Origin of the sequence: Paractinoplanes durhamensis (genome assembly GCF_016862175.1) — a bacterium.
Lineage (GTDB): Bacteria > Actinomycetota > Actinomycetes > Mycobacteriales > Micromonosporaceae > Actinoplanes > Actinoplanes durhamensis.
Map to the genome: position 1 here is coordinate 211,280 of NZ_BOML01000036.1, position 9,949 is coordinate 221,228.

Genomic DNA, 9,949 nt, shown 5'->3' on the forward strand with positions numbered 1-9,949 from the left:
AGCTTTTACCCGGCGGCTTTCACTCGCCGGCACCCAGCAGGTCGCGCAATCGCCGGGTCTGCGCCTCCCGCTCGGCCCGGTCCTGCTCCGGGTACGAGCGCAGGGGTGCGCCCGCGAGCAGAGCCTTGATCTCGGCGACCGCGCCCGCGTCGGCCGAGACGATCGCCGCGGCCAGGTCGGCGACGGCACCGGCCAGGTCGGCGGTGGGGACCACCGCGGTGGCCAGGCCGATCCGGTCGGCCTCGTCGGCGGGGATACGCCGGCCGGTCAGGCAGATCTCCAGGGCCCGGGACGGACCGACGAGCTCGGCGAGCCGTTTGGTGCCACCGAGATCGGGCACGAGGCCCAAGGTCACCTCGGCCATCGAGAACTTCGCGTCGTCGGCCAGGATTCGCATGTCGCAGTTCAGCGCGAGCTGGAATCCGGCACCGATCGCATGTCCGTGTACGGCAGCGATCGTCACGATCGACGGGTTACGCAACCAGGTGAAGCCGGACTGGAACCCGGCAATGCGATCCGCGCACTCCTGCGGTGACAAGTGCGCGAGTCGGCCCAGTGAAGAATCGCCGGCTCCGCGCGCTGCCGACAGATCCAGGCCCGCGGAAAACGCGCGTCCCTCTCCGCGGACAATAACGACTCGCACGTCGCCCGGTAATTTCCGGGAAATGTTCGCAAGCTCTGCCCACATCGCCGGCGTCTGCGCATTGAGAACCTCGGGCCGGCACAACGTCACCGTTGCGACCGGCCCGTCCAGGTCATAGCGAACACCCACCTCGTCGGCGGGAACGGCGGTGCCGGGCTCGGCGTTGTCGGTCGTCACGCCTTCTTGCGACGGCGTGCGCCGCCACGCTGGCGGAGCTGTACGCCCGACTCGGTGAGCACCCGGTGCACGAATCCGTAGGAACGGCCGGTCGACGCCGCGAGTGCACGAATGCTCTCGCCGCCGGTGTAACGCTTGACCAGATCCTTCGCTAGTGACTGGCGCTCGCTGCCGACGATTCGGCGGCCCTTCTCAGTGCTGGTAGCTGTACCCGTGGCTGCCATCTTGAATCCTCACGTCCCAGACAGTGCGGTTCGATACGGTCCCACCTATTAGACCGCCTCCAACGATCATGCGCTAGGCATCCTGGCTTAGCCAACGTGCCCATTTAGCACTGTCAGGAACTTGACCCTGACCATCGGCATCAATGTCAGACAGTTAACTGACGTTTGGCAGAGTGCGATTCCGACCAGTCGGTAAGTAGCCGGCCGGCCGGCCCCAAGACCATCGATCACCTGCGGAAACACTCGATCGAGGGCGACCGCGCGGCAGACATGACGCACCGTCGATGAGGCGAACACGCACCGGCATCGGCTCTGACGTGCCAACTTCGGGCCGCCCGAGATCATGCCCGGCCTGACCGCAAACGCCCGAACGTCGCACTGTCTGTGTGGGCACCAGTTGACAACTGACGATCCGTCAGGCCAGCTCGACGAGCTCCAGCAGGTCGTCGCTCCACGCGTCCTCGTCGCCGTCCGGCAGCAGGATCGCGCGGTCCGGCTTCAGCGCCTGGACCGCCCCGGCGTCGTGCGTGACCAGCACGATCGCGCCCGGGTAGTTGGCGATGGCGTCCAGCACCTGCTCCCGGCTGATCGGGTCGAGGTTGTTGGTGGGCTCGTCGAGCAGCAGCACGTTGGCGCCCGAGCAGACCAGCGTGGCCAGGGCCAGCCGGGTCTTCTCACCGCCGGACAACACGCCGGCCGGCTTGTCGACGTCGTCGCCGGAGAACAGGAAGGCGCCCAGGATCTTCCGCAGCTCGGTGTCGGTCTGCTCGGACCCGGCGCTGCGCATGTGCTCCAGGATCGTCCGGTCCACGTCGAGAGTTTCGTGCTCCTGCGCGTAGTAGCCCAGCCGCAGGCCGTGCCCGGCGCGCACCTCGCCGGTGTCCGGCTTGAGCAGGCCGCCGAGCATGCGCAGCAGGGTGGTCTTGCCGGCGCCGTTCAGGCCGAGGATCGCGACCCGGGAGCCGCGGTCGACCGCCACGCTGACGTCGGTGAAGATCTCCAGCGAGCCGTACGACTTCGAGAGCTCGCTCGCGGTGAGCGGGGTCTTGCCACAGGGGGCCGGCGAGGGGAAGCGGACCTTCGCCACCTTGTCCGAGGTCCGGACCTCTTCGAGCCCACCGAGCAGTTTCTCGGCGCGGCGGGCCATGTTCTGCGCGGCGACCGTCTTGGTGGCCTTGGCCCGCATCTTGTCGGCCTGCGCCATCAGCGCACCGGCCTTCTTCTCGGCGTTCGCCCGCTCGCGGCGGCGGCGGCGCTCGTCGGTCTCCCGGGCCTCGAGGTAGGTCTTCCACCCCATGTTGTACATGTCGACGACCGAGCGGTTGGCATCCAGGTACCACACCTTGTTCACCGCGGCGTCGAGCAGCTCGACGTCGTGGCTGATCACGATGAGGCCGCCCTTGTGCTGCGCCATGTAGCCGCGCAGCCAGGCGATGGAGTCCTGGTCGAGGTGGTTGGTCGGCTCGTCGAGCAGCAGGATGCCCTTGCCGTTCTGCCCGGAGTTGGCGAACAGGATGCGGGCCAGCTCGATCCGGCGGCGCTGACCGCCGGAGAGGGTGCCGATGGTCTGGGCCAGGGCCCGGTCGGGCAGGCCGAGGTTGGCACAGATCCGGGCGGCCTCGGCCTCGGCGCCGTAGCCACCGAGGGCGGAGAACCGGTCCTCGAGCTGCCCGTACCGCTGGATCAGCTTGTCGTCGGCGCTCTCCTCCAGCTCGATCTCGAGCTTCTGCATCTCGGCGAGGATGGCGTCGAGCCCCCGGGCCGAGAGCACCCGGTCGCGGCCGGTCACGTTGAGGTCGCCGGTGCGCGGGTCCTGCGGGAGGTAGCCGATCTCGCTGGTCCGCTCGACCGTCCCGGCGTGCGGGACGCCCTCGCCGGCCAGCACCTTGAGGGTGGTGGTCTTGCCGGCGCCGTTGCGGCCGACCAGGCCGATCCGGTCGCCCGGCTGCACCCGCAGGGTGACCGGGGACAGCAGGATCCGGCTGCCGGCACGCAGTTCGAGTCCGGTGGCGGTGATCATCAGTTGCTCGCTCTCAGGGGAGATAGAAGGGCTGGCTCCGGACACAAATCAGCGCCGGCCATATCGATGGTCGGCGCGGGGCGGGTCAGCCTTCGCAGAGCAGCACTCCGCCATACTACCGGGCAGCCGGTGCGGCCTCCCAATCGATTAGTTATCAAGATCAACGGGTATCCGCTCGGCACGTGTGCCGGACCGGTTCAGTGAGGATGAGATGGAACTCAACGAGAACGCCGACATCGACACCAGTCAGGTCGAGGACCAGCGCGGCTCGGGCGGCGGAGGCGGCGGCGGCTTCGGCGGCCTGCCCATCCCCGGCGGCGGCGGCCTCGTCGGCATCATCATCACGGTCGTGCTCGCGCTGGTCGGTGGCTACTTCGGCATCAACCAGCTCGGCGGCAGCAGCGGCAGCACCACCGGTGACAACACCAACATCACCCAGGAGTGCTCCGACAAGAGCACGGCGCGCACCAAGCTCGACTGCCGCAACGTCCTCTACGTCAACTCGATCCAGGCGTTCTGGACCGAGGCCGAGCCGAAATACTTCGGCAAGCAGTACCAGCCGGCCAAGACCGTGCTCTTCTCCAACCGGGTGAGCACCGGCTGCGGCGCGGCCGACTCCGGGGTCGGGCCGTTCTACTGCCCGTCCGACGACCGGGTGTACATCGACCTCACCTTCTACCAGGTGCTGGCCAAGCAACTCGGCGCGCCCGGCGAGTTCGCCCAGCCGTACGTGCTGGCCCACGAGTACGGCCACCACATCCAGGACCTGGTCGGCACCGAGGCCAAGATGCGCAAGCTGCAGGAGGCCGCCAACTCGGAGGCCGCGCAGAACCTGCTGTCGGTCAAGCTGGAGCTGCAGGCCGACTGCTACGCCGGGGTCTGGGCCAACCACGCCACCGAGACCAAGTCGAAGGGTGGCCAGCCGATCTTCAAGAGCCTCACCGACGCGGACATCCAGGAGGGCCTCGACACCGCCAAGCAGATCGGTGACGACACCCTGCAGAAGCAGAGCGGCGGCACGGTCAACCCGGCCGAGTTCACCCACGGCACCTCCGCCGACCGGCAGAAGTGGTTCCAGGCCGGCTTCGACTCCGGCGACCCGGTGAAGTCCTGCGACACCTTCGCCGACGGCGCGGTCGTCGAAGGCGACTAAGGCTCACGCACCAGCACGGACACGGCCCGGGCCCCGGCGATCGCGGACACCAGCACCGCGTGCCGGGGCTCCGGCACGTCCAGGAACCTTTCGGCGCGAATCGCGAGCAGGGGTTTCATCTGCGGCGACGCGAGCACCGCGTCGACGGCGTTCCGGTCGCCGCCGGTGACGAGCGCGGCCATGGCCCGTACCTCCGGAAGGAGAATGCGCCCCACGATGCCGGCGCCGTCGGCAGCTGCCGCTTTTGCCTGATTGTCCCGCCGGCGCGCGAAACGCTGCTGCGACCAGCCACCCGCCGCCGTGCGTCCCTGCACGTAGTGCGTGTCCACCTTGGACGCCACCAGCTCGGTGCCGGCCACCACGCCCACCGCCACTGCGCCCTTACGTGCCAGCAGCAGACCGAGGCGACGCGGTTCCTGCGCCAGGCGGATCAGCTCGGCCATCGTCTCGGCCGGGCCGGCTCCCGGCGGCGTCTGCCACGCGGCCGTCGCACCGTCGGCCGCGATCAAGGTCAAACCCTCTTCCCGGTACGGGCCATGCCTGGTCGCGAAGTTCTCCAGCCAGCGTGGCAGCCGCTCGGGTGCGACATCCACCCATTTCCCGCCGCCCGCGGCCGCCCGCTCGCCCATTCTTGTCAGACTACGGTGGCAGGATCGCGGGTGTGACGGACCTGGCCTCCACCCTGCTCGCGCGGCTCGACAACGACTTCGCCGCCGAGCGTGACCCGGTGCGCGCGGTGGCGATGGCGGCCTACATGCGCGACCAGTTCTCCTTCGCCGGCCTGCCCGCGCCGACGCTGCGCGCCGCCGAGCGGTCGGCCTTCCGCGGTCTCCCCCGGCCGTCGTCGGAAGATCTCCGCGCATTCGGGTACGCATGCTGGCAGCGCCCCGAGCGTGAATTCCAGTACGCAGCCTGCGACTACCTGCGAAAACACGTGGGCGAGGCGGGCGCCGAGTTCCTGCCGGTGGCCCGCGACCTGCTCGTCACGAAATCCTGGTGGGACACGGTCGACCCGCTCGCCACCCGGTTCGTGGGCGATCTGGTGCGGCTGCATCCGCTGCTCAGCGACGTGATGGACGCCTGGTCGGCGGACGACAACAGGTGGCTGGTCCGCACCGCGATCCTGCACCAGCTGCATTACGGCACGTCGACCGACCCGAAGCGGCTGTTCGGCTACTGCGTGCGCCAGGCCGGCCACCCGGATTTCTTCGTCCGCAAGGCGATCGGCTGGGCGCTGCGGCACTACGCGCGCACCGACCCGGCGGCGGTGCGCGCCTTCGTCGACGCGCACCGCGACCGGCTCTCGCCCCTCTCCGTGCGGGAGGCGATGAAGCATCTCTAAGCGCTGATCAGCAGGCCGAGCGCCAGGACGGCGATCACCGCGCTGGAGACCAGCGCCGTGATCATGCGGCCTCGGTCGCCGGTCAGGGCGCGGCCGATCAGGCTGCCCGAACCGGCCAGCAACAGTTGCCAGCTCGCCGACGACACGAAGGCGCCGAGCACGAACCACAGACCGCCGCCCTCCCCCGAACCGCCCAGCACCAGGGCGGCGAAGTAGATGACGGTGGCCGGGTTGAGCAGGGTCAGAGCCAGCAGGCCGGTGAACGCCCGGAGCGGGGTGGCCGGCCGCTCGGTGCGGGCCTCGCCGGGTTTCCGGAAAGCGCCGCGAGCCGTCACGGCGGCCAGGATCAGCAGGACCGCGGCGGCCAGCCAGCGCAACGGCGTGGCGATCGGGGCGATCAGGGCGGCCACCGCGGCGCCGCCGAGGACCGCGATCAGCGCGTAGATGCCGTCGGCGGTGGCCGCGCCCAGGCCCGCCGCCGCGCCGACCCGCAGGCTGGTGCGGGCCGAGAGGCCGGCGATCAGGACGCCGACGGCGCCCACCGGCACGGCGACGCCGTAGCCGGCGATCACGCCGGCCAGGAACGGCGCGCTCACGACAGCTGCTGGTCGACGGTCCCTTCGAGGAGACGCGCCTGCTGTCGGGCGGCCCGATCGGCCGCGGCGACAGAGACGGGTTTCGGCTTCAGCAGCAAGGTCACGCCGACATCATTCGCCGTCCGGACCGGCCGCCGCCAGCGAATTTCGATCTACGGGTTGTCCGTGAGCCAGGTGCCGATGCTGTCGTCGACGTGGGTCAGGGCGGCCTCCACATCGGAGATGGTGCCGGGCATCGCGGCCAGCGCCACCAGGGCGGAGCGCAGCTGTTCCGAGCCGGCCGCCAGCCAGCTGAACTCGTCGAACGCGGTATGCAGGTCGGCCCGCCAGCGGTCGGTGCCGGAGCGCAGGCCGGAAAGCAGGACGCGGAAGGATTCGAGCTCGCCGCGGATCTCGTCGGGGGACGCCGGGCCGCGGGAGAGGTTCAGCTTGCCGACCACGTCGGGGCCGCGGCGGGGGCGCTGCAGCAGGACGACCGCGCGGACCACGGCGGCGAGCAGGCCGGGCGGGTCGGAGGTGACCGGCGCGCTCTGCACCAAGCGAACAACGAGGTCGGCGATCTGGCCGGTCACCGGGTCATCGCGGTCGGCCCTCGCCAGCACCGTGCCGGCGGTGCGCAACCACATCTCGGTCGACCCCAGCCCGTTCCCTGCGAATTCGACAAGCACCTCGTGGGCCGCTTCCGGCGGCGCGTCATGATGTGCCATCAGCGCGGCGAGCAGCTGATCGGCGTAGGCGATCTTGAGCCGGGTCCCCCAGCCGCCGCCGGACTTGACCAGGACCTCCAGGCATCGGCGGTAGGTCTCGGCGGCCACCGCCGGACCGGCGCCGGTCGCCGGGAGGACCCACACCGCCAGCAGCGTCCGCGCGGCCGATTCGGTCACGCCCGCCAAGTCCTTCCTGAAGAAGCGGGTGGTGGAGCCGAGTCCGGAGTCGGCGAATGGCTCCAAGGTGTGCCGCATCAGGTCGTTGTTGACGCCGCCCTCGAAGTGCAGACGGCGACTGTTGGTAGCCCAGTCGAGGCCGCCGGCAAAGGTCTGCATGAGCTCCGGCGCCCCGATCAGCCAGCGCGGGTCGACCCGCGGAACCCGGAACCCGCCGTCGTCCAGGCTCAGGTGGACGTCCCGGCCGCGCGGGCTGTCGAGCCGCTCGATCGCGAACGTCTCGGCCAGGGTGCCCCAGCCCTCGTCGTCGAGCTGGGCGTGCCACAGCATCGCGTGGTCGTGCCACTGCCGGCGCGGCTCGGTCTCGGCCGGCTCGGCCAGCTCGCTGAAGAGCAGGCCGCCCGAGGTGATCACGGCGAGCAGGGTGAGGTTGACGGTGTAGGCGGCGAACCGGGCCGCGACGTTGCGCCGGGGCACCGGCTGGTAGCCGGAGACCGGCCACGCGCCCTCCCGCTCGGCCTGCCGGAAGATCCGGACGAGCACGTCGGTCCACTGCTCCCGCTCCGCCGGGGCCAGCCGGGCGGCCATCTCGGTCAGGAACGCCACGATCGGGGCCCGGCCGGTCAGCGACACCTGGGACAGCAGGTCGGCCATCAGATCGTTGCCGGTCATCGGGCGGACCGCCAGGGTCACCGCGTCCCGGGCCACCGCCTCCCGGAGCAGCCGCCAGGTGAACCGCGCGACCAGGTACTCGGCGAAGGTGGCGTGCAGGAACTCGTACGTACGCAGGGATTTTCCGCCCCGGACGGCCTGGGCCCGATGGATGAAGAAGAACCGGCCGAAGATCAGCTCGGACGGGCTGAGCGCGTCGGCGTGCCGGCCGATGGCCGGCTCGCCGAGCGTGGCCTTGAGGTCCTGCGCGACCGCGTCCTCGGCGACCCACTGCGCGGACCGGTTGAGCATCGCGAACGCGACCACCGCCAACCGGCTCAGCTCCTGCTCGGCGTGCGGTTCAAGAGCAACAGACGACAGATTCGGGTACGCCTTCGTCACCTCCCGCCGAGCGAAACCCAGGAGCAACTGCTCGTACAACTCGCCGGTGGTCAGCCGGCCGCGGCCGCGCAGCGCATTGGCGTCGCTGTCGTAGAGGGCCAGCATCAGCAGCAGCAACGGCTGGCCGGAGAGGTCGGGGTGGGCGAGCACCGCCTCCGGATCGAGCGGTGCGCAACCCCGGGCGGCCAGGCCGGCCGCGTTCACGTCGTTCCAGGTGGCGACCCAGCTGCGGATGCGCGGCTCGTCGAACGGCTGCAGCCGCATCAGCAGCGTCGCGGGCGGCAGCGCGGCCCGGTCGGCGACGCTGATCCGGCTGGTCACGATGACCGCGGCGGCCCGGCCCTGCTCCAGCTCCCGCTGCTGGAACTCGGCCGCCTTCTGCAGGAAGTCGGTCTGGCTGACGCCGGTGGCCTGCAACAACTCGTCGAAACCGTCAAAGATGATCACCGGCAGGGCCTCGGTGGTGCGGGCCAGCTGCGACCACGTCGTCTCCTCGGTGGTGGCGGCCAGGACCGCCTGCTCGATCTGCTGCTGCAGCAGCACCGAGCTGTCCACGTCGCGCAGCGGCACCCGGATCGGCAGGAAACGGGTCTCGGCGAGCCGGGCGGCGAGGATCCGGGTGAGCACCGACTTGCCGGCGCCGGGCTGGCCGAGCACGAGCAGCGGCGCGCGGAGGGCCCGCGGCGACCCGAGATAGCCGGCCAGGAACCGGTCGATGTCGTGCCGCACCTCGACGTCCTGCCAGGTGGCCTCGTCGGCCGGCGATCGGTTGGCCGGGCGTTCGGCGACCTGGAACGCGGGCGGAAGGTACCCGCGGTCCAGAGTGGGCACGTCGAGCCCGTCGGGCAGGTCGACGGTCTCCACGATGCCGTGCTCCAGCAGCGCCGCGTGCGCCCGCCGCAGGGCACCCGGGACGCCCTCGGCGGTGCCGGCCGCGGCCACCTCGCGGAGAAGCCGTTCCAGCTCCCGCAGGGACGGCGAGAGCAGGTCGAGCCGCTGCTCCACGGCGACCTGGTGCCGGCGGTCCACCCACAGGCCCATGTCCGGGCAGTCGGCGGCCAGGTTGAACAGCATCTCCTCGTACCGCCGGCGGGCCCGCCGCCCACCGGCCGCGATCTCGCCGCGCAGCACGGTGCGCTCGCCGTCGCTGAGCTCGTCGAACGGCGCGAGCCCGCTGAGGAACCGGAACAGCGCCTCGGACAGCCCGCCGTAGAACGCCTCCAGGTCGGCGAGGTAGCGCTCGTGCGGCACGTGCGGCTCCGGCAGCGCGAGGCCCATCCGCAGCGCCGTCGACGTCAGATCCCGTCCGCCGTCGGCCCCGTTGCCGTTGCCGGCACCTTTGCCGGCCAGCCGCAGCTGGTCCTCCCGGCTCAGCCGGGCCCACTCCAGGTCGACATCGGAGATCGCGTCGAAGTAGGCCGCGACCACCACGACCGTGTGCGCCGCCGCGAGCCGCTCGGTCCGGTCCCGCCGGCCCGACCCGGCCATCGCCCGGGAGGCCCGGCCGACCAGCTCCGCCGACACCCGGGCCAGCTCGGCCCGCAGGTCGAGCATCCCGAGCAGCTGCGGCACCGCGATGGCGGCCCCGGCCAGCACGCCCCCGGTGATCGTGTTGAGCCGCTGGAAGACCGCTGACTCCGGCCCGCCACCCAAAATCCGCACCGCATCGGCATAACTGATCGTCTTCGCCACGCCACTGATTGTTCCGACCCGACCCCACCCGCGTCAGCCCCCTCTTCGGCCGCCTCAGCCGTCCCAGCGCCACGGCCCACCGCGAGCGGCTCGCCCCACCGCGACCGGCCCGCCCCACCGCGACCGGCCCGCCCCACCGCGACCGGCCCGCCCCACCGCGACCGG

General features: G+C 71.1%; 8 protein-coding genes. 2 read left to right on the top strand and 6 right to left on the bottom strand.

Features of this window, described 5'->3' with window-relative positions:
- Nucleotides 1–19 precede the first annotated feature (19 nt).
- The 3 genes from Adu01nite_RS23025 to Adu01nite_RS23035 all read right to left on the bottom strand — a co-directional run bounded on the left by Adu01nite_RS23025 (nt 20) and on the right by Adu01nite_RS23035 (nt 3,064).
- Nucleotides 20–820 carry an enoyl-CoA hydratase/isomerase family protein gene (locus tag Adu01nite_RS23025; RefSeq protein ID WP_203729061.1) on the bottom strand — a complete coding sequence of 267 codons (801 nt, stop codon included), beginning with the start codon at nt 818–820 and terminating at the stop codon, nt 20–22.
- Nucleotides 817–1,044 (bottom strand): helix-turn-helix domain-containing protein, encoded by a 228-nt coding sequence (locus tag Adu01nite_RS23030; protein ID WP_020510159.1) that lies wholly within the window; start codon nt 1,042–1,044, stop codon nt 817–819. The genes Adu01nite_RS23025 and Adu01nite_RS23030 overlap by 4 nt, the downstream gene beginning before the upstream one ends.
- Nucleotides 1,045–1,459: 415 nt before the next feature.
- Nucleotides 1,460–3,064, bottom strand: coding sequence for an ABC-F family ATP-binding cassette domain-containing protein (locus Adu01nite_RS23035; protein WP_203729064.1), 1,605 nt, complete (start codon nt 3,062–3,064; stop codon nt 1,460–1,462).
- Between the two features lie 211 nt (nt 3,065–3,275).
- Between Adu01nite_RS23035 and ypfJ the strand changes: the two genes are divergently transcribed.
- A complete protein-coding gene (gene ypfJ / locus Adu01nite_RS23040) occupies nt 3,276–4,217 on the top strand; it encodes a KPN_02809 family neutral zinc metallopeptidase (protein WP_203729066.1) in 942 nt (313 codons plus the stop codon).
- Here the strand turns inward: ypfJ and Adu01nite_RS23045 are convergent.
- Nucleotides 4,214–4,846 (bottom strand): acVLRF1 family peptidyl-tRNA hydrolase, encoded by a 633-nt coding sequence (locus Adu01nite_RS23045; protein WP_203729068.1) that lies wholly within the window; start codon nt 4,844–4,846, stop codon nt 4,214–4,216. The genes ypfJ and Adu01nite_RS23045 overlap by 4 nt on opposite strands.
- A gap of 32 nt (nt 4,847–4,878) precedes the next feature.
- On the opposite strand from Adu01nite_RS23045, the gene Adu01nite_RS23050 reads away from it, so the two are divergent.
- Nucleotides 4,879–5,559, top strand: coding sequence for a DNA alkylation repair protein (locus tag Adu01nite_RS23050; protein ID WP_203729070.1), 681 nt, complete (start codon nt 4,879–4,881; stop codon nt 5,557–5,559).
- On the opposite strand, the gene Adu01nite_RS23055 is transcribed toward Adu01nite_RS23050, so the two are convergent.
- Nucleotides 5,556–6,155 carry a LysE family transporter gene (locus tag Adu01nite_RS23055; protein ID WP_203729072.1) on the bottom strand — a complete coding sequence of 200 codons (600 nt, stop codon included), beginning with the start codon at nt 6,153–6,155 and terminating at the stop codon, nt 5,556–5,558. The genes Adu01nite_RS23050 and Adu01nite_RS23055 overlap by 4 nt on opposite strands.
- A 152-nt stretch (nt 6,156–6,307) precedes the next feature.
- Entirely contained in the window at nt 6,308–9,784 is a 3,477-nt protein-coding gene (locus Adu01nite_RS23060; RefSeq protein ID WP_203729074.1) for an NACHT domain-containing protein, read from the bottom strand.
- Nucleotides 9,785–9,949 lie beyond the last annotated feature (165 nt).

Excerpts from the sequence above, each read along its gene's own strand:
- Adu01nite_RS23045 (WP_203729068.1), bottom strand. The coding sequence starts at position 4,846 with ATGGGCGAGCGGGCGGCCGCGGGCGGCGGGAAATGGGTGGATGTCGCA.
- Adu01nite_RS23030 (WP_020510159.1), bottom strand. The coding sequence starts at position 1,044 with ATGGCAGCCACGGGTACAGCTACCAGCACTGAGAAGGGCCGCCGAATC.
- Adu01nite_RS23035 (WP_203729064.1), bottom strand. The coding sequence starts at position 3,064 with ATGATCACCGCCACCGGACTCGAACTGCGTGCCGGCAGCCGGATCCTG.
- ypfJ (WP_203729066.1), top strand. The coding sequence starts at position 3,276 with ATGGAACTCAACGAGAACGCCGACATCGACACCAGTCAGGTCGAGGAC.